Raw genomic sequence first — 22,184 nt, 5'->3', positions numbered from 1 at the left:
TCACTCGCGAGGTCGCTCCTGGAGAATGGCGTAGATCTGCTCGAGCCCGCGCGTCTCGTCGAGCAGGAAGCCTCGCGCCGCCGTGAACACCTGCTGATAGTCCCCGGCCGAGAGCGGGCCTGTGCTCTCCGCGTCGACGCGGTTCACGTCGGCGATCGCCTCCAGGAAGATCTGGATCGGCGCGCGTCCGTCCGCCATCGGCGAGACGAGCGCCGGGAGCACCTGATCCATCACGTGGTACCGGTCGTATCGATCCTCGTTGAGCGCCTGGAGCACCTTGAGCCCGGTGTCGGCGGCGCCCGGCCCGTCGGGATCCCCCTCCGGGCTCAGCGCCACGGCCCCAGCCCGGAGGAGCGGGGCGAGCACGTCGTCGCCGGCGAGGATCTGGAGGCCGTCGACCGCCGTCGCGAGCAGCGACCGGAAGGCAGGGCCGCCTTCGCCCCCGCCGAGCAGGTGCGTGAGGAATTTCTCGATCTCCCGCCGCGCCGGCTCGTGCGCGCGGAGCGACTCCATGACATCGACGAGGCCGGCGAAGAGCGGGTGGCTCAGGAGGTCGGCCGCCTTCGCGCCGAGCTCCTCGCGCGCCCACGCGCACCGCCCGGTCGCCTCGCGATCGGGGCAGCGCGCGTTCAGCTGCTCGCGCAGCGCGCGCAGGACGACGGCGCCGATCCTCGGGAGCGCGCGGTTCTTGAACCGGGTCTCCGGCCCTGAGCCCTCGACGGCGAGGAGCGTGTCCAGGAGCTCGTCCAGGGCGCGCGCCCACTGGCCCTTTCGCGCCATGGCGTCGGGGGCGCTGCTCTGCGCGAAGCGCGCGTCGATGGCGTTCAGGGCGTCGGCGACGAGCGTGAACACGGTGAGCTGCTCCTGGATCCGGCCGTCGGCCCAGGTCGCCGTCTTCCTCCCCCGCCGATCGACCATGCCCACGCTCGCGGCGTGGCGGGTGCTGAAGACGATCCGCGCGAGCTTCTCGAGCGCCTCGGCCTGCGTCCATGCCCGGCCGGCCGCGGGACCGCGCTGCACCGTGATCCTGGCCGACGGGTCGACCGCCATCCGCGCGAACGCGACCGTCGACGGGAGGACGTCCTCGGCCTGGAGCGCGTCGGCGAGGAGCGGCTCGTACGAGCTGGCCCCTGCCTCCGAGCAGTACGCGGGGTTCGTCGCCGGCGTGCCGCGCTTCTCGCACTCCGGGCCGTGCTCCTTGCCTGGCCAGTGCCGGTACGCCGTGCTGAGGAGCTCGATGAGGAGCTCCTCCCCCGTGGTGTCCGGCGCGACCGCGGCGAACGCGCCCACGATCGGGCTCAGGTACTCGCCGAGCCCCAGCCGCTCGATCAGGTAGATCGAACCCGGGTTGCGGATCCGGAGCAGGTCCGCCGGGGAGCTGCACGCGTTCACGCCGGCCGCGTTCCGCGGGCAATGGTTCGTGCCGGCGGGCTCGAGCGTCCCCGAGATGAAGAGGTTCGTGGTCTCGTTCGTGAGGTCCCGCAGCGGGTCGAGGTCGACCAGCCCGGGGAACCTCTCCGAGTCCGCCCCGAAGTAGATGAGCCGGCCCAGCGCGGCCGGCGTGGGGTGGCGCGTCAGCCCCTCGATCCCGCTGGCCAGCTCGAGCACCGAGTCCGTGACGAGCGGCCCGAGGATCGCGGGCTTCATGACGAGCTCCGCCCGCTTCGGGTCGCCCTCGGGGAGGAGGGAGTCGAGGTAGAAGGCGGCCAGGTTGTCGATCTGGAACAGCTCGCACTCGGCGTACTCGACGAAGGGCACCGAGAGGCCGAACGCGCTCACGGTCGCGCCCTCCTTGTTGCACTGCCGGACGCCGGCCGTGTCGTGGAGGAGCTGGAGCAGCCGCTCCATGCCCGAGCGGTTGTCGCCGATCCTGGGCCGCTGGAGATCCACCGGGGTCCGCGGGTCGGCCGTCGAGGGCGCCCCGACCGTGAGGTTGATCGACGGGCCGTTGAGGTCGTCGGGGTTGTACGCGAACCGGTCGCGGGTCCTGAGCATCGTCGCGACCGCGTCGCCGATGTGCCGCGCGCCGCCGCGCGGGGTGACGAGCGACTCGCTCCCGAGCGCTCTCAGGAGGCGCGCCACGAGGCCCGGCTGCTCGACGATCCGGTCGAGCACCGCCGCCACCTCGTCCCAGAGCGGCGCCTCGCCGTCGATCTGCGCGGGCGGCTCCTTGCCCTCGGCCGCGAGCCGGTCGTGCTCGCGGGCGAGATCGCGGATGCGCAGGGCCGCGCCGGTCATGCGGGCGAGCTCGGTCTCGTGGTTCTCGAGCAGATCGATCATCGCGACGAGCAGGGCGTCCGAGTCCCTGTCGGCGAGCACCTGGCCGAGCGCGTGCGCGAGGTCGGCGAGCGGCGAGTCCTCGCCGCGGAAGCGGCGGTAGGAGACGCAGCGCGCGCACGCGGGCGCGGCCAGCTCGGCCAGCGGCTGCGCGACCGCGTCGCGCTCGAAGTCGTACCTGGCCTGCTCGCGGTCGCCGTAGAGCAGGTACGCGCCGGCGAGGGCGTACATGAGCCCCTCGTGCTCGGTCTTCCACGGCTCGGGATCCGCGCCGCCCGCGTAGCGGGTCGCGTCCACGAGCGGCGCGATCGAGCGCATCGCGGCCGCGGCGAGGGTGCGCGAGGCGTCGATGTACGTGTAAAATTGCGGCAACAGCCCGAACCCATCCCGCGGCTGCGACGAGGCGACGCCCGGGATGGCGAACGGCGGATCGACCGGGACGGGTGCGCCGGACGCGTCCACGAAGCGGCCGAACGGGTCGACATCGGCGAGCCCGTCGCCGTCCCTGTCGGCGAAGGGCGCGGGGACGCCGCCCGCGAGGAGCACGAAGCCGCGCCGGTCGCGGCGCGCGATGAAGCTGGGCGGGGCCGAGCCGCTCCCAGGTTGGGTCCCGCTCCCGGGTTGGGTCCCGCTCCCAGGTTGGGTCCCGCTCCCGGGTTGGGTCCCGCTCCCGGGTTGGGTCCCGCTCCCGGGTTGGGTCCCGCTCCCGGGTTGGGTCCCCGCGAACCGCGGGTCCTCCGCGAGCGCGACCGCGCCCAGGAGCTCGGCCAGGGTGCGCGGCCGGTTCGGCTGCGCGGTGGCGGGGTCGACGACGAGGGGCTCCTCGCGCGATGTCGTCGGCTCGAACGAGAGCAGCTCGCCCTTCCCCGCGGCGAGCAGCGCCTGGAGCGCCGGCGCGCCCGCCCCGCCGGGGCCGAGGATCTCGAGCGCCGCCCGCGTCAGGGCGCGGAGGCCGGGGTACTCCAGGGCCGTCCGCGCCGCGCCGAGCGCCGTGTCGGCGGGCCGGTACCCCCGTCGCCCCTCGATGTACGAGAGCTTCCCGGTCGCCTCGTCGCTCCCCGCGAACGCCGCGAACAGCCGCCCGAGCGCCCGCGTCGACTCCGGCACGACCGGCTTGCCCTCCGGGTCTCCCGGGTTCGTCTGGTAGAGCGCCGCCAGGGTCTGCGACAGGCTCAGGAAGGCGTCGTGCAGCCGGATCGTGCCGCCCCCCTCGCCCGGCGCGACGTTGTCGATCTCGATGTCCGGCACCGCCGCGTTCACGGCGCGCACGAGATCGCCACGCCACCGCGCCATGGCCTCCACCTTCGCGACGCCGAGCCTGCGCACCCGCTCAGCCCGCTCGCCCGCGACAGGCGGCAGCCGCGAGACATCGACCCTGTCCTCGTAATGCCCCTCACTGTCGTAGTGGCACACGCGCTGGTACGAGGCGCCCAGGTGGTCCTCGTTCAGGCTCGACGCGCCCACGCGGTCGCAGAGCACGCCGAAGACGTCATCGCCCAGCGTCGCCCTGGGAGGCGCCCTCCGCGTCGTATCGAGCGGCTCGTGACACGATGCGGCCACCGCCCCGATCGCGGTGAGCGCCACCACCCGAAACAGGCCAGCGGCCGAGGAACGCAGCGTGCGCCTGCGCATGACAACCTCCCCAGGAAGCCGCCAGGGTATACTATTCCGCTCCAGGTGCGTAGCGACTTCGCTCCGGCGCGGCCCGCGGGCCGCGCGGGCCGCGCGGGCCACGGTGGCCAAGGACGTGCGCACCGGAGCGCGCCGGCGCTGGCCCTGGGAGCCGTTGACGCGCCCCCGAAGCCGATGACGCATTGCGTCCGCAGCGCATCCTCTGCACGGCGACGGGGACGACGGCGGGTCTCCGGGGGTAGGCTGTGCGGCGATGGCGACCGCCCACCAAGCCCCGCTCACCGCTGTCGTTCTCGCTGCCGGACAAGGGACCCGGATGAAGAGCACCCGGCCGAAGGTGCTCCACGAGCTCTGCGGCCGGCCGATGATCCACCACGTCGTCGATGCCGCGCTGGCCGCCGGCGCCTCGGATGTGGTGGTCGTGGTCGGCCACGGCCGCGCCGAGGTCTCGGCAACCCTGGACAGGGCGTTCGGCGCCCAGGGAAAGAACGTGCGCACCGCGCTCCAGCCCGAGCAACGCGGCACGGGCGACGCGGTGCGCTGCGCGATGCCGCACCTCGCACCGGGCGCGGAGGCGGTGCTGATCCTGTGCGGCGACACGCCGCTGCTCGATCCGGAGCAGCTCAAGTCGCTCCGCGGGGCCCTCGACGCCGCGGGCGACGCGCCGCTCGCGCTGCTCACCGCGAAGCTCGCCGATCCGACCGGGTACGGCAGGATCCTGCGCGACGGCGCGGGCCGCGTCGTGGGCATCCGCGAGCACAAGGACGCGAGCGCCGCGGAGCGCGCGATCACCGAGGTGAACCCCGGCGTGTACCTCGCGCGCGCCGCGTTCCTCGAGCGCGCGCTCGCCGCGCTGACGACCGACAACGCGCAGGGCGAGCTCTACCTGACCGACGTCGTCGCCCAGGCGGCCCGGGCCGGCGGCGCCGCGGCGGTCGTGGCGGACGACGTCGGGTCGCTCGTGGGCATCAACGATCGCGCGCAGCTCGCCGCGGCCGAGGAGGTGCTCTACGGCCGCATCGCCGACCGGCTGCGCAAGGGCGGCGTCACGATCCGGGCGAGCGCCCGGATCGACGCGGGGGTGGTCATCGAGCCCGATGCGGTCATCGAGCACGCCGTGGTGCTGCGGGGCGCGACCCGGATCGGCGCGGGCGCGCGCATCGACGTGGGCTCGGTCCTCACCGACGTGGTCGTCGAGGCGGGCGCCCTCGTGAAGCCGTACTCGGTGGCCTCGCGGTCCACGATCGGCGCGGGGGCGCAGATCGGGCCGTTCTCGCACCTCCGCCCGGACAGCGAGATCCAGGCCGACGCCCACGTCGGCAACTTCGTCGAGACCAAGAAGACGGTGGTCCGGCGGGGCGCGAAGGCGAACCACCTCGCCTACCTCGGCGACGGCGACATCGGCGAGGGCGCGAACGTCGGCGCCGGGACGATCCTCTGCAACTACGACGGCTTCCGGAAGCACCGGACCGAGATCGGCGCCGGCGCGTTCATCGGCAGCGACTCGCAGATCGTCGCCCCGGTGAAGATCGGCGCGGGCGCCTACGTGGCCACGGGCACGACCGTAACCCGCGACGTGCCGGACGACGCGCTCGCGATCGGCCGGGTGAAGCAGGAGAACAAGGAGGGTTACGCCGGCAAGCTGAAGGCGCGGCTGAAGGACGCGGCGAAGAAGTAGGTCCTCGCTGACCGAGCTCGCCGGCAGGGCCGCGAAGGACGCGTGGCAGGCGCCGTCGCTCGACCCTGGCGGTCCGTCGACTGTGGTTGACTCGGGGCTGCCGGCGCGCCTGATGTAACGGCCATGGGGTACCTAGAGAGGCTCCGGAGCTACCTCGAGCGCGTCGCGCGCGCGCCGGGTGGGCTGTCCGCCGTCCATGTCGATCTCGCAGCGCATCGGCGTCACTTCGCCGCCGCGTGGGAGCGCGTCGTGGCCTCCAGGGGGGCGCGCGCCGGCGACACGCCGCCAGCGCCGTGGGAGCTGGACATGTGGCGCAAGGAGGATCAGCTCCTCTACACCATGCGATCGGACCTGCCGACCTTCGTGGAGGAGGTCGCAGATCAGCTCGTCGAGTCGCTGGTGCCGGACGCGTCCGCGGACGAGCTCGGAAAGCTCGTCAACGTCGCGATCAGCTTCGGTATCGGTGCCGAGGACACCTCGGGTGCCCCCGGCCTCGATCAAGAGATCGGCAGAATCGCCGAGGCTGCGTGCGCGCGGCTGCAGCGCTCCCAGCAGCGGTACGGGTGGGAGTCGCCAGCGCGCTACGCCTTCGAGATCCGGGCGACCCGGAAGCACGCCGACCGGTACACGCTGACGAGGAGCGGCGCCACGCTCCTCAGCCTCCCGGGTCTCGACGCAGTGCGTTGGCTCCTGGCGCTGGAGGCCGCCCAGTCGCTCGGGCCCGTCGACGAATGGCGAATCTCCCCGGAGCTCGCCGCGCAGCTGCTCAAGGAGCCACAGCGCGAGGTGGATGTGGACGAGCTGCTCGATGGCTCATGGCCCTTCTCGCTGGCCACCGTTCGCCGCCTCGGTGCGATAAAGCTGCTCCAGTACCAGGGCCAGGATCTCGAGCGAGGGTTCAGGGGCTGGTCCTACACCGTCTTCGATCGGGCCCGGCCCCTCCTGGAGGACATCGCCGAGCAGCGCGCGACGCCGTTCGCGGTGCTCGCCGACGCGCTGCTGCGGGACGAGGTCGCGCTCGCGCTCGACAGCATCCGCCCGGATCCAGCGCGGGCGCTCCGGGAAAGCGCGGCAGCCGCCACGGCGCTCCAGGCCCGGATGGTCGTGCACGAGATCCGGAACGCGCTTGTTCCCGCCCAGATCGCGCTGTCCCGCCTGGTCAGGGAGCTCGGGCACGCGATGGACGGCGAGCCGCTCCAGCGTCATCGCGGCCGCGTGGATGCCGGCATCCACCGTGCGCTCGCGTTCGCGGACGAGATGCTCCGGGTCGCCAACCTCGGCGTGGAACCGGCGGCGCCCTTCGACGTCGCCGCCGCGCTCCGGGACGCCATCGCGGGCCTCGCCGCGGAGCTGAACGGCGGTCTTCGTTGCGCGCCGCTCGAGGGAGCGCCGGCCGTCGTCGGCCCCCGCGGTCGGTTCATCCTCGCCATCACCAACCTGCTGCGGAACGCCGCGCAGGCCGTGGCGGGGCGGGACGGCATCGTCGAGGTCTCCCTCGAGCTGAAGGACGACGCGCTCGCCCTCCGCGTGGACGACGACGGCCCCGGCGTACCGCCTGATCAACGCCGCGCCATCTTCGAGCCCGGGGTGGCGTTGCGCGCGGGTGGCAGCGGGCAAGGCCTGGCGCTGGTCCACCAGGTCATCGAGGGGGAAATGTCCGGGTCCGTCGCGTGCATGGAGAGCCCGCTCGGAGGCGCCCGCTTCGAGATCGTGATACCGCTGCAGAGAGGAAGGACCCCATGAGCGGCGACGGACGCATCCTCATTGTGGACGACGATCCGGCCTTCCTGGAGACCTACGAGGAGCTCCTCGCGGCCGAGGGTCACGCCGTCGAGACCGCCACCACCCACGCCGACGCGCTGCGCCGGCTCGACGAGCCGGGCTGGGCGGTCGTGCTGGTGGACCAGAAGCTCCAGGGCCCAGGCGGCCCGGATACGGGCCTGGGCCTCATCGACGAGGCCCGCCGGCGCGCGCCCGGCGCCAAGGTCCTGCTGGTGACCGCCTACGCTTCCAGGGAGGCGGTCGAACGCGCCTTCCGCGAGGGTGCCTACGACTACCTCGAGAAGACCGCCGTCTTCGAGGCGCTGCTGCGGGTCAAGGTGCGCAACGCGATGGAGACCGTCCGGGAACGGTGGCTCGCGACGCTGGAGACGGACGAGACGGAGCAGGCGATCCGGGCGACGTGGACGGCCGCGCAGACGGAACGCGATCCGAACCGGCGAGGCATCCTGCTCGAGCGCCTCATGGCGCTGCTCCTCAAGACGGTCCCAGGCTTCGAGCGCCTGGACACCCGGATCCGGAACGAGGTCGAGGAGATCGACATCATCGTCCAGAACAGGTCCACGGACCCGTTCTGGCAGAAGGAGTCGTCCTACTTCCTGGTCGAGTGCAAGAACTGGTCGAAGCACGTGGGGAGCAAGGAGCTCCGGGATCTCTGGGCCAAGATGGAAGGCCGCTTCGATCGCTGCCGGCTGGCGCTGCTCGTCGCCCCGGGAGGCATTGCGGACACCGTGCGCCAGCTGCAGCTCCGCAAGGCAGAGAAGGGATTGCTCGTGGTGCTGATCGGGCCCGGCGATCTCGACGATCTGGTCCAGCGGCGAGATCGGAGCGAGGCGCTCCAGGAGCTGCACCGCCGCGCGGTCATGGGTGCGACCGCGCGGGAGGGCGACGGGCTTTCGTGATCCGAGCGAGCAAAAACCGCTACCCCGCGGCCTTTGCTCTCACTCGGCGTCGCTGCTGGCCGCGGAGGCGGCGGCGCCCAGCGCGCCGTCGCGCAGCGACGGGATCGCGTGGCCCATCCGGAGGCGCTTCGCCTCGAGGTACGGCGCGGAGAAGGGGTTGGCCGGGATGATGGCCGGCGCGCGCGAGGAGATCCGCACGTCGAGCGCGCGGAGCGCCTCGACCTTGTCCGGGTTGTTCGTCATGAGCCGGATCGACTCGATGCCCAGGTGCTCGATCATCGCGGCCGCGGGCTCGTAGCCGCGGGCATCGTCGGGCAGCCCGAGGAGCCGGTTCGCGTCGACCGTGTCGTGGCCGAACGCCTGGAGCTGGTACGCGCGGATCTTGTTGGCGAGCCCGATGCCGCGCCCCTCCTGCCGCAGGTAGAGCACCACGCCGAGGCCGCAGCGGCCGATCTCGGCCTGCGCCGCCTCGAGCTGCTCGCGGCAGTCGCACTTCAGGGAGCCGAACACCTCGCTCGTGAGGCACTCGGAGTGGACGCGGAGCGTGACGTCGGACTTGCCGCGCACGTCCCCCATGATCAACGCGACGTGATCGGGCGAGAGCCCTTGCTCGGAGCTCGTCGCACCGCCCCAGCGGAACACCAACATCTGAAACGTGCCGTGCTTCGTGGGCACGGGCGCCTGCGCGCGGATATCGAGCTGAGGCCGGATCGCCGTCGTCGGGACGTGCATCTCGCTCTCCTGGTGGAGGAGTCTCGGGTCGCTTGTCATGCAACGGGCGACGCATCGAGCCGCCCGCTGCGCTCTGTTATGTCCAGCCGCCGTGTTTCGGGGCATCGATCTGGTAGCGTAAGCGCGGAGCCGAGACAAGGTTAGCTCTCCAGGTTGTTGCCCTGGGGACACTCCGGGGCCATCGCACGGCGCCACGGTCGCGGGGCGCCCCTTCCCCCGTGAGGCGCCGGATCGCCGGCGCTCCGCGACGTCCACCCGGCGGCCGAGCGCTCCTCCCCCGGGGCGCCGGAGGTGCCAGCGCCGGCGCTCCGCGACGTCCACCCGGCGGCCGAGCGCTCCTCCCCCGGGGCGCCGGAGGTGCCAGCGCCGGCGCCTCAGAACCACGCCGGCTGCATCCTGGCGTACGAGTCCTCCCCGGATCGGCAGAGCGCCGCGAGCGCCTCGACGCGCGGCAGCTCCGTCGCGAACCAGTACTGCGCCGCGCAGAGCTTGCCCTCGTAGAAGCCGGCGGGCGGCGCGCCCCTGGCCAGCCCTTCCCGGGCGGCCGCGGCCATCGCGAGCCACTGCCAGGCGACCACGATGACGGCGGTGAGCTCCAGGTAGTCCGCGCTGTGCCGCAGCATCCCCTCGACGTCGCCGCGCATCCCCGCCCCGCCGAGGTGCGCCGTCAGCTCGCCGAGCAGCGCGAGCGACGCGGCGAGCCGCTCGCCCCAGGCGGGCTCGACCCCGGCCCGCGCCGCCCGGCCGATCGCCTGCTGGATCTCCTCGCCGAGCGCCGCGAGCGCCGCGCCCCCGCCGGCCACGACCTTGCGGCCGAGCAGGTCGAGGCTCTGGATCCCGGTCGTCCCCTCGTGGATCGTGTTGAGCTTCTGATCCCGGAGCCACGCCTCCGGCAGGTGCTCGCTCGAGTAGCCGTACCCCCCGTGGACCTGGATCGCGAGGGCGTTCGCCTCGAACCCCTTCTCGGCGGGGAAGGTCTTGGCGATCGGCGTGAGCAGGTCGAGCAGCCGCGCCGCGCGCTCGCGCTCCTCCGCGCCCGCGGCGTGGGCGGCGAGATCGGCGCAGCGCGCGGTCGTGGCGACCAGCGCGAGGCTGCCCTCCACGATGGCCTTCTGCCGGAGCAGCATCCGGCGCACGTCGGCGTGCTCGAGGATCGGCACCTGCGGCGCCGTCGGGTCCTTCGCGCCGAGCGGCCGGCCCTGCCGCCGGGTGAGCGCGTAGCCGAGCGCCTCGTGGTAGGCGACCGAGGCGGTCGCGGCCGCGTTGACGCCCACCATGATCCGGGCCTCGTTCATCATCTGGAACATGTACGCGACGCCCTGGTGGGGCCGCCCCACGAGGTAGCCGTGGCAGTCGTCTTTCTCCCCGAAGCTCAGCGAGAGGCTCGGGAGCCCGCGCCAGCCGATCTTGTGGATCATGCCCGCGACCTCCACGTCGTTCGGGACGAGCCGCCCCTCCTCGATCCGCCGCTTGGGCACCGCGAACAGGCTCACCCCCTTGATGCCGGGCGGCGCGCCGTCGATGCGCGCCAGCGTGAGGTGGACGATGTTCTCCGTGAGGTCGTGATCCCCGCCCGAGATGAAGATCTTGGACCCACGGACGAGGTAGTGCCCGGCGTCGGTCGGGGTCGCGCGCGCCTGCACGTCGGCCAGGCTCGAGCCCGCCTGCGGCTCGGTGAGCGCCATGGTCCCGGTCCACTCTCCGGCGTACATCCGGGTCATGAAGGTGGTCTTCAGGGCGTCGTCGCCGAACGCCTCGATGAGGTGCGCGGCCCCCGTGGTCAGGCCCAGGTAGCCGCACGCGCTCAGGTTGGCCGCCATCAGGTAGGCGCCGGCGAGCGTCGCCACGACGAGCGGGAGCTGCTGGCCTCCCACGGCGGCGGGCCGCGCCGCGGTGAGCACGCCGAGGTCGACCATCGGCTGGAAGACCTGCTTCAGCAGCGGGTGCACCGAGATCGCGCCGTCCTGGAAGCGGGGCGGCGCCTCGTCCACCGGCCGGTAGGTCGGGAACAGCACCTCCCGCGCGAACCGCCGGCAGCTCTGGAGGTAGAGATCGAACGTGTCGCGCGCGTGATCGGCGAAATGGGGGAGCGCGCAGAGGCGGGGCGCGTCGAGCACCTCGTAGAGGAGGAAGTCGACGTCGCGGTCGTTGAGCAGGGGGTTCTGCGGGGCGGTCATGGGGTGCCTCGCCGATGTTGGCGCAACGCCAGGCGCCGATGAAGCGGGATGTCGAGGTCTTGTCCCGGCCATGGTCCGGCGAGCGTGGGCTGGGCGGACGCGCGCCGCGGGATCGTGACGGCGCAGCGGGCGAAGCCGCCGGCATCGCGGCGGAGGGCGTCGTCAGCCGGCCGGAGGCCCGTCGTCAGCCGGCCGCGAGCCATCGTCAGCCGGCCGGAGGCCCATCGTCAGCCGGCCGCGAGCCATCGTCAGCCGGCCGGAGGCCCGTCGTCAGCCGGCCGCGAGCCATCGTCAGCCGGCCGGAGGCCCATCGTCAGCCGGCCGCGAGCCATCGTCAGCCGGCCGGAGGCCCGTCGTCAGCCGGCCGCGAGCCATCGTCAGCCGGCCGGGGACCCGTCGTCAGCCGGTCGCGAGGCTCGCACGAAGGTCGGCCTCGACCTCTCCCCAGGACCGGCCAGCGTCCGGTGCTGCTTCGTAGTTGGCGAGCCGACGGCCGAGCTCGGCGCTGTGCCACTCGGGTACCGGCACATCGTCCTCCCTCGCCGCGATCCGCTCCCAGAGCGCCTGGACGTACTCGATCTGCTCGTTCACGGTGAGCTCGTCGAAGCCAGGCGGCGGGTTCTGGATGGCTCTTTCCGTGGTCAGCAGGATACCCCAGGGGCCCGCAGCGGCGCAGCGCCTGGTCGCCGCGGTCAAGAGCGAGCGGCGCCGACGGCGAGCCACGCGCCGCGGCACCGTCACGCCGATCCGGCACCGCAGCGCCCGCCGGTGACGTTCCACTTGGACCCGAAGGCGGCCCTGGCGTCGAGGTCGGTGCGTCGCTCCCCCGGATTCCGACCGTGCTGCGATACGCGTCATCTCGGCGTCGAGATCGCCTTCAGCAGATCAACGAAGCTGGGCTGGCTGACGACTTGGCGGCGTGCTGCCGCGTGGTAGGCGCGGTCAGCACCAGCGCCGCGTTGGGCTGTGTCCCGAGATCGCACAGAATTGCGCGGTCTCTCTTGTTGAAGCTGCTCCTTGAACCACTTTGCCATCTGCTCGAGCTGGTCTTCAGCAAACTGCTTTGCCAGAAACTCATTGAGGCGACGCGGGTCTATCTCTGCATTCCCGGAGCGCGAGCTCAACGACCGACGCTAGCCCTCGGGCGCGGCCGGGTGCGCCGGCGCCACGGGGTGCTCGCCGCCCCGCCGCCGGAGCCGCGCGAGGCGCGCCCGGAGGTCGTCCGCGACCACGTAGAACGCCGGCACCACGAGGAGGCTCAGCGCCGTCGAGACGACCAGGCCGCCGATCACCGCCGCCGCCATCGGGGCCCGGATCTCGGAGCCGGGGCCGAGCGCCAGCGCCGCCGGGACCGCCGCCATCATCGTCGCGGTCGACGTCATCAGGATGGGGCGCAGCCGCACCGGGCCGGCGCGGAGCATCGCCTCGCGGGCGCCCAGCGCCTCCCCTTCCCCCTTGCCGTGCCCGCCTCGAACCTCCAGCGCGTAATCCACGAGGATGATCGAGTTCTTCTTCACGATCCCCATGAGCAGGAGGATCCCGATCATGCTGAAGATGTTCAGCGTGTGCCCGGTCAGGTGCAGCGCGAACGCCGCGCCCGCGATCGACAGCGGCAGGATCGTCAGCACCGTCACCGGGTGCAGGAACGAGTTGAACTGCGACGCCAGCACCATGTAGGCGACCAGGATCCCGAGCACGAGCGCGAAGAGGAGCCCGCCCATCGACTCGCGGAACGTCACGCTCGCGCCGCCCAGCACCACGCGGTAGCCGGGCGGCAGGTCGCGCCCGAGCTCCTCGACCCGCGCGACCGCCTCGCCCTGCGCGCGCCCCGGCGCGATGTTGCCGTAGATCGAGATCGCCCGCTCGCGGTCGCGGCGCGTGATCGCCTGCAGCGCGGGGCGCTCCTCGTACGTGATGACCGACGTCAGCGGGACCAGCGCGCCCGAGGCGCTCCGCACCTGGATGCGCGCCAGGTCCTCGGGCCGGCTCCGCTGGTGGGCGAGCAGGCGCGCGCGGACGTCGATGCGGCGGCCGTCGTCGTTGTACTTCCCGACGCGCCCGCCGCCGATCAGCGTGTTCAGCGTCGTCGCGATCGCCTCGACGCTCACCCCGAGGTCCGCCGCGCGCGCCCGGTCCGGCACGATGCGGAGCTCCGGCATGCCGAGCTGGTAGTCGGTGTCGAGATCCACGACGAGGCCGCTCTGCGCGAGCTCGGTCCGGATGCGCTCGCTGTGCCGCGTGAGCTCGTCCCAGTCGGGGCCGCGCACCGAGAACTCGACCGGGAACCCGCGCTGGGCCGTGAAGCCGGACTGGGAGAGATCCTGGACCACCGCGCGCAGGCCAGGGTAGCTGTTCAGCTCCTTGCGGAGCTCGGCCTGGAGCCCGGCCTGCGACAGCGTCCGCTCGTCGCCGGGCTTCATCGTGATGAACAGCACGCCCGTGTTCACGGCGCCGCCGCCGAAGCCGCCGACCACCACGAACACCCGCTCGATGGCCGGATGCTCGTTCGCGAACCGCTCGGCGCGCTGGAACAGCCGGTCCGTCTCCGCGATGTCCGAGCCGATCGCCGTCTGCAGGCGGACGAGGAGGCGCCCCTGGTCCTGCGACGGGACGAACTCCGTCGGGAGCCGCTGCAGGGTGACGATCGAGGCGGCGAACAGGGCCGCGCCGAGCACCACGACCGCGAGCGGGAACCGGAGCGCCCGGGCCAGGAGGAAGCGGTAGCCGCGCGCGAGCGCCTCGAAGCCGCGGTCGACGAGCCGCCCGAGGCGGCTCCGGCCCTCGCGCGAGACGTCGAGGATCTGCGCGCAGCGGGCCGGGGCGAGCGTGATCGCCTCGAGGTACGAGAGGAGCACCGCGATGCACAGGGTCACGCCGAACTGGAGGAAGAACCGGCCGACGATCCCGTCCATGAAGACGATCGGGATGAAGATCGCGACGACCGCGAGCGTCGCGGCGAGCGCCGCGAAGGTGATCTCGGCCGTGCCCTCGCGGGCGGCGCGGACGCGGTCCTTCCCCCCCTCGGCGTGCCGGTGGATGTTCTCGAGCACCATGATCGCGTCGTCGACGACGATGCCCACGGCGAGCGAGAGCCCGAGCAGCGTGAAGGTGTTCAGCGTGAAGCCGAGGAAGTAGATCGCCGCGACCGTGCCGAGCAGCGACATCGGGATCGCCAGGACGACGTTGAGCGTGCTCGAGAGCGAGCCGAGGAACATCCAGCAGACGAGCGCGGTCAGCGCGACGGCCATGCCGAGCTCGAGCTCGATCTCGTGGACCGACTCCTCGATGAACTTGGTCGAGTCGAAGTTGACCCCGACGGTCATCCCCTCGGGCAGGGTCTTCTCGACCTCGGCGAGCGCCGCCCGGACCCCCTTCGCGACCTCGACCGCGTTCGAGCCGCGCTGCTTCTTGACGCCGAGGCCCTGCGCGGGCTCGCCGTTCACCCGCGCGAGCCGGCGGACGTCCTCGAAGCCGTCCTCGATGAGCGCGACGTCCTCCAGGTACACCGTGGCGCGCGCCGACGACGGCGGGCCCGCGGCCGCCCCGGGGGGGCCCGCGGCCGCCCCGGTCGCGCCCGGCGGGCCGCCCTCGCGGACGACGATCTTCCGGAACATCTCGAGGTCGAGCGCCTCCCCCAGCACCCGCACGTTCAGCTCCCGCCCCTCGGTCTCGATCCGGCCCGCGGGGAGCTCGATGTGCTGGCGGCCGAGGGCCTGGGTCACGTCGACCACGGTGAGCCCGTGGGCGGCGAGGCGATCGGCGTCGATCCAGATGCGGACGTTGCGCTCCAGGTAGCCGCCCAGCATCAGCTCGCCGACGCCGGGCACGGTCTGGAGCTTCTCCTTCAGCCGGTAGCGCGCGACGTCGGCGATGAGCTGGGGAGAGAAGGGGCCGGAGAGGCCGACCCACATGATCGGCTGGTCCTCCGGGTTGCGCTTGGAGACGACGGGCGGGTCGAGATCGGGCGGCAGGCGCCGCTGCGCCTGGGAGATCTTCGTCTGCACGTCCTGGAGCGCGACGTCGACGTCGCGCTCCAGATCGAGCTCGATCGTGACCGAGGCGCTGCCCTGGCGCGACGTCGACGTGATCGACCGGATCCCCTCGACCTGGACGACCGCCTCCTCGATGGGCTCGACGACGTCGTGCTCCATGATCTCGGGGGCGGCGCCCTCGAGCGTGGCGGAGATCGAGATGGTGGGGAAGTCGACGTCGGGGAACTGGCTGATGCCGATGCGCGACGCGGCCACGAGGCCGAAGACGATGGTCGCCGCCATCAGCATCCAGGCGAAGACCGGCTTCTTGAGGCAAGCTTCAGTGAGGCTCACGGCGCGCTCCGGGGCGAGGCCGGCGGCGTGGCGCCGGGGGGCGAGGCCGGCGACGAGGCGCCGGGGGGCGAGGCCGGCGACGAGGCGGCGGCGGGGACGGTCGGCGGCGCGGCGCCGGGGGGCGAGGGCGGCGCCTCGCCGGCGTCCGCGCCGTCGCCGGCCGCGGCGCCGGGCACGCTCCCGGGCGGACTGACGCGGACCTTGGCGCCGTCGCGCAGCGCCTCGGCGCCGCGCACGACGAGGCGCTCGCCCACCGACAGCCCCGACATGACCTCGACGCGGCCGTTCGCCGTGCGCAGCCCGAGCGAGAGCACGCGCTCGCGCGCGACGTCGCCGTCGACCACGTAGGCGAGGAAGCCGCGCTCGCTGGGCCGCACGGCCGTCAGCGGGATGACCGGCGCGTCGCCGCTCGCGCCCACGGGCACGGTCACCTCGGCGAAGGTGCCGGGGCGGAGCGCGTCCTTGCCCTCGCCCTGCACCTCGCCGGTCACGGCGACCATGCGCGTCGCCGGGTCGGCCGCGTCGGCGACGTGCGTCAGCTTCGCGGTGAAGGTCCGCGCGTCGCCCTTCACCGTGAAGCGCGCCTCCATGCCGGGCCGGACGCGCGGCGCGTCGGAAGCCGGGATCTGGAAGCGGAGCAGGAGCGGGTCGCGGCGGAGGAGCGTGGCGAGCACCGTCCCGACCGCGACGTGCTGGCCGGTCTGCACGGTGCGCGTCTGGATCTTGCCCTGGATCGGGGCGCGCACGTAGGCGTCGCGCAGGTTCAGGAGCGCCTGGTCCACGGCGACCTTCGCCTCGGCGACCTGCGCCGCGGTCGTCGCCGCCTTCGAGCGCCAGGACGCGATCTCCTCCTTGCTGAAGACCCCCTCGGCGCCCTCGGCCTCGCGCCGCTCGAGCCCGGCGGCGGCCTCGGCCTGCGCGGCGGTCACGCGGTCGAGCGTGGCGCGCGCCGCGCGGACCGCGAGGTTGTACCGCGCCGGGTCGATCTCGACGAGCACCTGCCCCGCCTTGACCTCGTCGCCCTCCATGAACCGCACCGCCTCGACGACGCCGGCGACGCGCGCGGTGAGCTGCACCTGCTCGAAGGCGTCGACCGTGCCGACGGCCGGCACGGCGTACTCGACCCGCTCCGCGGTGACGGGCACGACCTCGACGGGGAAGCTCATCGCCTGCTTCCCCTGCCTGCGCCCCTGCTCGGGCGTGGCCTCGCCCCTCTTGCACGCTGGAGTTCCGAAGAAAGCGAGCCCCGCGACGAGGGCGAGCGCGGCGATGCGGATCCGTTGGAGCACCATCGAGCCGAAGGCTTAGCGCAACTCGCGGGCGAGGGCGCGCGCTTCGGGCCGGGCGCGGGGCTACTCGAACAGGTCGGCCACCTTGCAGGAGAACCCCGGCAGGACGTCGCCGCCGTCGACGAGCTCATCGCGCCCCAGCACGCGGAGGTGGTTGGGGGGCGTGAAGACCATGAGCCGCGCCGGCTCCGGATCCAGCACCCACACCATCCTCGCGCCCGCCGCGAGGTACTCCAGCGCCTTCTTGGCCAGCTCGGAGGCGGACTGGCTGTCGCCGATCACCTCCACCGCGACGTCCGGCGCCCCCTCGAGCCACCCGTCGGCGCCGCGGCCCTGCGGTTCTCGCTCGGCGCGCACGATGGCCACTCGGGGCCGCGCAGCGTGTCCGGATCGTGGCCGAGCTTCGTGCCGGGATCGCCGACGGCCACGCTCCAGCCGGGATGTGCGCGCGCATAGAGGCGCAGCAGGAGGTACGCGTTGCCGGCGATCTTGCCGTGTCGCCAGGTCCTCCTCGTCACCGGGACCCACCTCCCCGCGTCGAGCTCGCCAGGCGCCTCGTCCGGGTCGAGCCGCGCGGCGGCCTCGAACGTCATTCCCACCTGTCGCGCTGCGGCGTTGCTCATGCTGCGGGCCTCGCCCGAGGATAGCGCGGCGCGCGGGGAGTAGACACCCGTGCGTGCGCTGCCGCGGCCCGGGATCGCTCCGACCGCCGCCGCGCCCGCTCTTTTGCCGGGGCGCGTCCGCCCTCGCCCTCCCGCCGGGACGCATCTACGATTGCGGGGCATGCGCCCCACCGTCCTCCTCTGGGACATCGACGGCACCCTGCTCTCCACCGGCGGCGCGGGCCGCCGCGCCATGGAGCGCGCGTTCGATCGGCACGCCGGCCGCCGCGACGCGTGCGCGGCGTTCTCGTTCGATGGCATGACCGATCGGGCCATCCTGCGGGCAGGGCTCCTCTCGATCGGGCACGACGCCACCGAGGACGCGATCGACGCGCTCCTCGCGATCTACGTCGAGCTGCTCGCCGAGGAGATGCTGGCCGCCGGCGACACCCGGCTCCACCGCGGCGTGCTCGAGGCGCTCGACGCCGCCGCCCGGCGAGCGCGCTGCGCCGTCGGCCTCGGCACGGGCAACGTCCGCGCGGGGGCGCAGGCGAAGCTCACGCGCGTCGGCATCTACGAGAGGTTCGCGTTCGGCGGCTTCGGCTGCGATCACGAGCGCCGGGACGAGCTCTTGCGCATCGGCGCCGCGCGCGGGGCGGCGGTGCTCGGGGCGCCGCCCGAGGCGTGCCGCGTCGTGGTCATCGGGGACACGCCGAAGGACATCGCGGCCGCCCAGGCCATCGGGGCCGAGTCGATCGCCGTGGCGACCGGCAGCTACGACGTCGCGGCGCTCGCCGCCTGCGCCCCGACGCACCTCTTCGGCGATCTCGGCGCGGAGGGTGCGCTCGAGGCGCTGCTCGGTTGACCCCACCCCCACCCCCACCCGGCGCCGGGGCCAGGGGGCGGGGCGCCGTGGGGGCTCCCCGGAGGGGCTTTCGTGCAGGCGAGCCACGACAGGGGCTCGCCGGAACGAGAGGCCCCGGAGGCGAGCCCCCACGGCGCCCCGCCCCCTGGCCCCGGCGCCCCCTCAGCGCGAGCACATCTCGATGAGCATCGTCTCGAGCACCGCCTGCGCCGGGCGGCGGCTGCTCTTCAAGGCGAGATCGGTCTCGGCCAGGACGCGCATCCAGCCCGCGAGCGCGCCCCTCGGGAGCCCGCGGATCGTCTGCGCCACGTCGTTCACCTTGTAGGGCGACACGCCGGCGCGCTGCGCCGCCTCGGCCTGGCTCGCGCCCGCGGCGAGCGCCGACTCGAACTTCACCATCTGGCGGACCGACCACGAGACCGCCCCGAGCAGGCGCAGCCCGCCGTCGCGCGGGTCGTACGCGTCGGCGAGCACCGCGAGCGCGCGGTCGAGGCGCCGCCTGCCGAGCGCGTCGATGAGCTCCCAGACCGTGCTCTGCCGGACGCGGATGACGACCTGCGCGATCGCGTCCTCGGTGATCGGCTGCTTCGGCCCCACGTACAGCGAGAGCCGCTCGATCGCGTCGACCACGTAACCGAGCTCGGGCCCGGCGATCTCGGCGAGCTGATCGGCCACGTCGCTCGCGATGGGGTTGCCCTTCTCGCGGGCGATGGAGGTGATGAAGCCGGGCAGGGCGCGGCGGCTCAGCGGCTCGCACGCGACCAGGAACTCCCCCTTCTTGGCCGACGTGACGAGGCGGCGCTGGGCGTGGAGCTTCGTCGCCACGAGCACGAGCACCGCGCTCGGCGAGGGCGCCTTGGCGTACTCCGCGAGCGCGTCGAGCGGGCTCGCCTGCCTCGACGCCCCCCGCTTGCCGCCCGCGCCGGCGCGCTCCTCCGCGCCGCCGCCCTCGTCGCCGCCGTCGTCCTTCTTCTCCCAGCGCTCGACGCCGCGGACGAGCACGAAGCGGCGCGGGGCCATCATCGGGAGCATGCGGGCGGCGCCGAGGATCGACTCGATCGGCGCGTCGCCCGCGAGGAACTTGTCCTCGTTGAAGCCGGCGATGCCCCCCTTCGCCGCGGCTTCCCGGAGCGCGTTCACCACGCGATCGACCAGCCAGCGCTCCTCTCCCAGAACGAGGTAGACCGGGCGAAGGGCGCCCGAGGCCGCTTCCTTCAAGGCTTGGTCCGGCGTCACCGCTCCGGCATCGGGTGGAAAGGCGGGTGCGTCAAGCGCGACGCGCGCGCCCGGGCGGAGGGGCGCGGCTCACGGCAGCGAGAACGGGACGTCGACGCGCACGGTCGCGCCGGGAGGCGGAATGGCGATCGGCGGGAGCGCGGCGGCGAGGCAGGCCGTGACCTCGGGGCGCGAGGTCTCCCGGTCCTCGATCAGGCCGCGCGCGAGCTGCCGGCCTCGTGCGTCGAAGGTGAAATTGAAGACGTACTTCACGACGCGCGGCTCCGGCTGCGCCGCGACCGCCGGCGCGTAGCAGCGCGACCGGAGCGCCGCGCGATGGGCGTCGAGCGCCCGCGGTGCCGCGCGACCTCGTCGCGCGGCACCGCGGGCGCGCTGGCCGGTCGAGCGCCCTCGTCGGCCGGCGCCGCGGGCGCGACGGCCGGGCGCGCGACGGCCGCGCCGGGCTCACCCCGCCGCGGCGGCGCCTCCTCCCCGGCCGCAGGCGGCGCCGGGGCGCGCTCGGCCGGGCCGTGGCGGAGGCCCAGGTAGACCGCGGCGGCGATCATGGCGCTGCCGAGGAGGATCGCGGTGGGGGTCGAGAGCTGCTTGCCCATGCCTTGCATCCGGCGGCGCCCGGGCGAGCGCCGCGACGGGGCCGATCCACGGCCCTCGTGCCTTAGCCGGAATGCGCGCCGGCGGCGAGGCGGCCGCGGCGCGAGGCAGCCGCGGCGGTAAGGCGGCCGCGGCGGTGAGGTGGTCACGGCGGTGAGGTGACGGCGGCGCGGGAGACATTCGCCTCGCCGCCGGCGTGGGCGCGGGCACCGCCGCCGTTTGACGCGCGTGGCCCCTGCCGCTCTGATGCCGCGCCGTGTGGCCCGTCCTCCTCGTATTTGTCGCGACGTACATCCTCATCGCGGCGCGGCGCCTCGCGATCCTCCCGATCGGCCGGTCGGCCGGCGCCCTCGCGGGCGCGTGCGGCATGGTCCTCCTGAGCGCGCTGATCCCGGGCGCCGGCCTGACGCCCGACGAGGCGTTCGCCGCGATCGAGCCGAACACCATCGGTCTCCTGCTCGGCATGATGCTGCTCTCGGCGTCGCTCGACGCGACCGGGGTGTTCGAGCGCGCGGCGGCGTGGGTCGCGCGGCGCGACCTGTCGCCGGTCCGCCTGCTCTACGTCGTCACGCTCGGCTCCGGGCTCGCCTCGGCGGTGCTGCTGAACGACTCGGTCTGCGTGATGCTCGCGCCGCTCGTCGACAGGACCGCCCGGCGCGCGGGGCTCGATCGGATCCCCTACCTCCTCGCGCTCGCCATGGGCGCCAACGCCGGCAGCGCGCTCACGCTCGCCGGCAACCCGCAGAACATGCTCGTGGGCCACCTCTCCGGCATCTCCTACCGCGACTACCTGCTGGAGGCGGGCCCGGCCGCGCTGATCGGGCTCGCCGTGACCGCCGTGGCGCTGCACCTCCTGCTCCGGCGCCGGATCGCGGCGCGGGCCGCCCCGCCCGCGATCGAGCCCGTGTGGGAGCCCGCGCCGCCGTCGGGCGGGCGGCCGAGCGCCCTCGTGCCCCTCGCCTGCCTCGCGGTCGTGTCGGTGCTGTTCGTGCTCGGCGCCAACCTGGCGTGGACGGCGATCTGCGGCGCGGCCGCGGCCATCCTGCTGCACCGGCGCGACGCGGGCGGCCTGTTCGCCCGGGTCTCGTGGCCCGTGCTCCTGTTCTTCGGCGCCCTCTTCATCGTCGTGGCCGGCCTGCAGAAGACCGGCATGCCCGAGCAGGCGCTGCGCGCCATGAGCCCCCTCCTGCCCTCGGGGCCGACGCTGGGCGTCGTCGGGCTGAGCCTCGCCCTGCTCGTCGGGTGTCAGATCGTCTCGAATGTGCCGTTCATCCTGCTCGCGGAGTCGTACATCCAGAGCCAGCCCGATCCGCACCTCGCCTGGATCGCGACCGCGCTGATCTCCACCCTCGCCGGCAACTTCACGCTGCTCGGCTCGGTGGCGAACATCATCGTCGTGGAGACCGTGGGCGCCGAGCGCGAGATCGGCTTTCGCTCGTACGCCAGGGTGGGTGTCCCGGTGACGCTCGCCTCGTGCGCGGCGACGCTCCTCTGGCTCCTGCTCGCACGCTGAGCCGGATCGCGGCGCCCGCCGGCGCGGCGGCGCTCCGGGCCCGCCGCCGCCGCCGGCCCGAGGGGCCGCGGCGCGCGCGGGTGTCGCCGCCGCCCTCGTGATGCACCCCGGTCGCGCTCAGAGCGACGCGTGCCCACGCTCGCGGGAACGGCGATGCCGCGCCGCGGCGTGCGTCAGGTGCCGCACCGGGGACCTGCGCCGGACGTCGAGCCACGCGTGGAGCATCGTGATCCCCACGGCAGTACAGAAAGCGGGGCCCATGAGGAGCAGAAGGAAGGGCTGCAGAGCTCGTCGCATCGCGTGCGGATTCATGTGGTCCAGCATACGACGGCCGGGGTTTGTGCAGTAGCGCAATGCGTCGCCAGCCCCTCAACGCTCCGCAAAAATCAGGTATCCCCCGGTATCGCCCAGGCGAATGGAACGGAAAAGTATTGTATTGCTGGATCTCGCTCGTTGACACGTCCCTTGACCGACCTCGATCCGCTGCGTGTGAATGGGCGCGGCATTGCGCCGACGGGACGCTCCCGGAGGCGCGCCTGCGCGCGCCGCTCTCTTTCGCGGCGGCGAGCGAACCGCGGTCCCAGCC

The 22,184-nt window shown here is 73.6% G+C and carries 17 protein-coding genes; 5 read left to right on the top strand and 12 right to left on the bottom strand.

What is annotated here, in order from left to right; all coding sequences use genetic code 11:
* Complete coding sequence (locus WMF31_RS12415; RefSeq protein ID WP_436602146.1) at nucleotides 1–3,909, bottom strand: hypothetical protein; 3,909 nt, start codon at nucleotides 3,907–3,909, stop codon at nucleotides 1–3.
* A 253-nt stretch (nucleotides 3,910–4,162) separates the two neighbouring features.
* Here WMF31_RS12415 and glmU point away from each other — a divergent pair, with 253 nt between their 5' ends.
* The 3 genes from glmU to WMF31_RS12400 all read left to right on the top strand — a co-directional run bounded on the left by glmU (nucleotide 4,163) and on the right by WMF31_RS12400 (nucleotide 8,268).
* Nucleotides 4,163–5,587, top strand: a complete 1,425-nt coding sequence (glmU, locus tag WMF31_RS12410) for a bifunctional UDP-N-acetylglucosamine diphosphorylase/glucosamine-1-phosphate N-acetyltransferase GlmU (protein ID WP_436602145.1) — start codon at nucleotides 4,163–4,165, stop codon at nucleotides 5,585–5,587.
* A 123-nt stretch (nucleotides 5,588–5,710) separates the two neighbouring features.
* Nucleotides 5,711–7,330 carry an ATP-binding protein gene (locus tag WMF31_RS12405; protein ID WP_436602144.1) on the top strand — a complete coding sequence of 540 codons (1,620 nt, stop codon included), beginning with the start codon at nucleotides 5,711–5,713 and terminating at the stop codon, nucleotides 7,328–7,330.
* Nucleotides 7,327–8,268 (top strand): response regulator, encoded by a 942-nt coding sequence (locus WMF31_RS12400; protein ID WP_436602143.1) that lies wholly within the window; start codon nucleotides 7,327–7,329, stop codon nucleotides 8,266–8,268. Before WMF31_RS12405 ends, WMF31_RS12400 begins: the two co-directional genes overlap by 4 nt.
* A gap of 39 nt (nucleotides 8,269–8,307) precedes the next feature.
* On the opposite strand, the gene ribA is transcribed toward WMF31_RS12400, so the two are convergent.
* From ribA to WMF31_RS12360, 8 genes are all read right to left on the bottom strand, one after another.
* Nucleotides 8,308–9,000 carry a GTP cyclohydrolase II gene (gene ribA / locus WMF31_RS12395; protein ID WP_436602142.1) on the bottom strand — a complete coding sequence of 231 codons (693 nt, stop codon included), beginning with the start codon at nucleotides 8,998–9,000 and terminating at the stop codon, nucleotides 8,308–8,310.
* Between the two features lie 374 nt (nucleotides 9,001–9,374).
* Nucleotides 9,375–11,177, bottom strand: coding sequence for an acyl-CoA dehydrogenase (locus tag WMF31_RS12390; protein ID WP_436602141.1), 1,803 nt, complete (start codon nucleotides 11,175–11,177; stop codon nucleotides 9,375–9,377).
* A 399-nt stretch (nucleotides 11,178–11,576) separates the two neighbouring features.
* On the bottom strand, nucleotides 11,577–11,768 hold the full coding sequence (locus WMF31_RS12385; RefSeq protein ID WP_436602140.1) for an addiction module protein: 192 nt from the start codon (nucleotides 11,766–11,768) through the stop codon (nucleotides 11,577–11,579).
* A gap of 263 nt (nucleotides 11,769–12,031) precedes the next feature.
* Nucleotides 12,032–12,301: a hypothetical protein gene (locus WMF31_RS12380; RefSeq protein ID WP_436602139.1), complete on the bottom strand. Its 270-nt coding sequence runs from the start codon at nucleotides 12,299–12,301 to the stop codon at nucleotides 12,032–12,034.
* Nucleotides 12,302–12,310: 9 nt separating this feature from the next.
* Nucleotides 12,311–15,502: an efflux RND transporter permease subunit gene (locus WMF31_RS12375; protein WP_436602138.1), complete on the bottom strand. Its 3,192-nt coding sequence runs from the start codon at nucleotides 15,500–15,502 to the stop codon at nucleotides 12,311–12,313.
* Complete coding sequence (locus WMF31_RS12370) at nucleotides 15,499–16,794, bottom strand: efflux RND transporter periplasmic adaptor subunit (RefSeq protein WP_436602137.1); 1,296 nt, start codon at nucleotides 16,792–16,794, stop codon at nucleotides 15,499–15,501. The genes WMF31_RS12375 and WMF31_RS12370 overlap by 4 nt, the downstream gene beginning before the upstream one ends.
* Nucleotides 16,795–16,854: 60 nt before the next feature.
* Nucleotides 16,855–17,148 (bottom strand): Uma2 family endonuclease, encoded by a 294-nt coding sequence (locus tag WMF31_RS12365; protein ID WP_436602136.1) that lies wholly within the window; start codon nucleotides 17,146–17,148, stop codon nucleotides 16,855–16,857.
* Nucleotides 17,070–17,414, bottom strand: coding sequence for a hypothetical protein (locus WMF31_RS12360; RefSeq protein WP_436602135.1), 345 nt, complete (start codon nucleotides 17,412–17,414; stop codon nucleotides 17,070–17,072). The genes WMF31_RS12365 and WMF31_RS12360 overlap by 79 nt, the downstream gene beginning before the upstream one ends.
* A 160-nt stretch (nucleotides 17,415–17,574) precedes the next feature.
* Between WMF31_RS12360 and WMF31_RS12355 the strand changes: the two genes are divergently transcribed.
* The gene (locus WMF31_RS12355; RefSeq protein ID WP_436602134.1) at nucleotides 17,575–18,258 is read left to right on the top strand and encodes an HAD family hydrolase; all 684 of its coding nucleotides are present in this window, start codon (nucleotides 17,575–17,577) and stop codon (nucleotides 18,256–18,258) included.
* Between the two features lie 162 nt (nucleotides 18,259–18,420).
* Here WMF31_RS12355 and holA read toward each other — a convergent pair whose 3' ends face one another.
* The 3 genes from holA to WMF31_RS12340 form a co-directional block, all read right to left on the bottom strand.
* Complete coding sequence (gene holA / locus WMF31_RS12350; RefSeq protein ID WP_436602133.1) at nucleotides 18,421–19,494, bottom strand: DNA polymerase III subunit delta; 1,074 nt, start codon at nucleotides 19,492–19,494, stop codon at nucleotides 18,421–18,423.
* 69 nt (nucleotides 19,495–19,563) lie between these two features.
* The gene (locus tag WMF31_RS12345; protein WP_436602132.1) at nucleotides 19,564–19,746 is read right to left on the bottom strand and encodes a hypothetical protein; all 183 of its coding nucleotides are present in this window, start codon (nucleotides 19,744–19,746) and stop codon (nucleotides 19,564–19,566) included.
* The gene (locus WMF31_RS12340; protein WP_436602131.1) at nucleotides 19,743–20,087 is read right to left on the bottom strand and encodes a hypothetical protein; all 345 of its coding nucleotides are present in this window, start codon (nucleotides 20,085–20,087) and stop codon (nucleotides 19,743–19,745) included. The genes WMF31_RS12345 and WMF31_RS12340 overlap by 4 nt, the downstream gene beginning before the upstream one ends.
* Before the next feature lie 254 nt (nucleotides 20,088–20,341).
* Between WMF31_RS12340 and WMF31_RS12335 the strand changes: the two genes are divergently transcribed.
* Nucleotides 20,342–21,598: an SLC13 family permease gene (locus WMF31_RS12335; protein ID WP_436602130.1), complete on the top strand. Its 1,257-nt coding sequence runs from the start codon at nucleotides 20,342–20,344 to the stop codon at nucleotides 21,596–21,598.
* The last annotated feature ends 586 nt before the right edge of the window (nucleotides 21,599–22,184 follow it).

The sequence above is a fragment of the Sorangium sp. So ce1036 genome, assembly GCF_051369805.1.
Taxonomy (GTDB): Bacteria; Myxococcota_A; Polyangia; order Polyangiales; family Polyangiaceae; genus Sorangium; species Sorangium cellulosum_F.
This window is presented reverse-complemented; position numbering and strand designations above follow the sequence as displayed.

Excerpts from the sequence above, each read along its gene's own strand:
- ribA (WP_436602142.1), bottom strand. The coding sequence starts at position 9,000 with ATGCACGTCCCGACGACGGCGATCCGGCCTCAGCTCGATATCCGCGCG.
- glmU (WP_436602145.1), top strand. The coding sequence starts at position 4,163 with ATGGCGACCGCCCACCAAGCCCCGCTCACCGCTGTCGTTCTCGCTGCC.
- WMF31_RS12370 (WP_436602137.1), bottom strand. The coding sequence starts at position 16,794 with ATGGTGCTCCAACGGATCCGCATCGCCGCGCTCGCCCTCGTCGCGGGG.
- WMF31_RS12415 (WP_436602146.1), bottom strand. The coding sequence starts at position 3,909 with ATGCGCAGGCGCACGCTGCGTTCCTCGGCCGCTGGCCTGTTTCGGGTG.
- WMF31_RS12360 (WP_436602135.1), bottom strand. The coding sequence starts at position 17,414 with ATGAGCAACGCCGCAGCGCGACAGGTGGGAATGACGTTCGAGGCCGCC.
- WMF31_RS12355 (WP_436602134.1), top strand. The coding sequence starts at position 17,575 with ATGCGCCCCACCGTCCTCCTCTGGGACATCGACGGCACCCTGCTCTCC.
- WMF31_RS12400 (WP_436602143.1), top strand. The coding sequence starts at position 7,327 with ATGAGCGGCGACGGACGCATCCTCATTGTGGACGACGATCCGGCCTTC.
- WMF31_RS12340 (WP_436602131.1), bottom strand. The coding sequence starts at position 20,087 with ATGGGCAAGCAGCTCTCGACCCCCACCGCGATCCTCCTCGGCAGCGCC.
- WMF31_RS12390 (WP_436602141.1), bottom strand. The coding sequence starts at position 11,177 with ATGACCGCCCCGCAGAACCCCCTGCTCAACGACCGCGACGTCGACTTC.
- WMF31_RS12405 (WP_436602144.1), top strand. The coding sequence starts at position 5,711 with ATGGGGTACCTAGAGAGGCTCCGGAGCTACCTCGAGCGCGTCGCGCGC.